Origin of the sequence: Sandarakinorhabdus oryzae (assembly GCF_009733735.1) — a bacterium.
Lineage (GTDB): Bacteria > Pseudomonadota > Alphaproteobacteria > Sphingomonadales > Sphingomonadaceae > Sandarakinorhabdus > Sandarakinorhabdus oryzae.
Map to the genome: position 1 here is coordinate 1 of NZ_WNJP01000359.1, position 900 is coordinate 900.

A 900-nucleotide genomic window follows, 5' to 3' on the forward strand; every position below is an offset into this window, starting at 1 on the left:
CGTGCCAGGCAGGCCCAGCTTGCCGCGGATGGCGGGTGCCAGCCACGGATCGGGCGACGGCCGGCCGGGCCAGGTCGCTTCGTTGAGGCCGGCGAGCACCAGCACGTCGGCGCGGGTCAGCTGCGCTTCGACCGGGCCCAGGATGGCAAGGCGGGGATGTCCCTGCCCCGGCACGCGCACGCTGCTGCCTGCCATCAGCGCCGACAGCAGGGCCGGCGCCTCGTCGGGACGGAATCCGCCGAACAGGGCGCCGTGCACTTCCACATCGGCAACCAGCGCCGCCAGTTGCCGTCCTTCCGGCCCGGCCCAGGCGCCGTCGCCAGCCAATCTGCCCAATGTATCGCGCAGCGCCGCCATCAGCGCCGGCAGGGCGATTTCGGATGATCCGCGCAATTGCTCCAGCGGTGCCAGCGCTTCGGCCACCTGGTTCCACCATGAAGTATTGGCGGCGATGCGGTGCTTGCGCTGCTCATGCACCCAGCGGTCAATGGCCTCGCCGGCGGCCTCCAGCCCCGGCGGCGGGCGGACTCCACGCAAGGCGATATCAGCCAGCTGCACGCCGGCGCGGAAATCGCCGTTTTCGGGCCTTACCAGCGCATGTTTCAGCACTGCCAGCAGCCGCGCTGGGGCAAAATCCTCGGCCATCGCTTCCACCGCCGCCAACGCCAGCGCGCCGGGCGGAGTGAGCAGCAAAGGGGTGCCGGCCGAGGAATCGATGGCAATGCCCCAACGCCGGCAATGGGCGGCGACGCGGCGGGCGAGCAGCGGATCGGGCGTGATCAAGGCGGCGCGCTGGCCGGGCTCTTCCAGCGCCTGGCGCAGCGCCAATGCCACCACCTGCGCCTCTTCGGCAGCCGTCGCGCATTCGGCCAGCGCCAGGCCGTGCGTGGCCGCGGGCGG

At 72.1% G+C, this 900-nt stretch carries 1 pseudogene; it reads right to left on the reverse strand.

The annotated features are described in order from the left end of the window. Positions 1-900, reverse strand: a pseudogene (locus GJ693_RS17280) (double-strand break repair protein AddB); the annotation flags it as partial.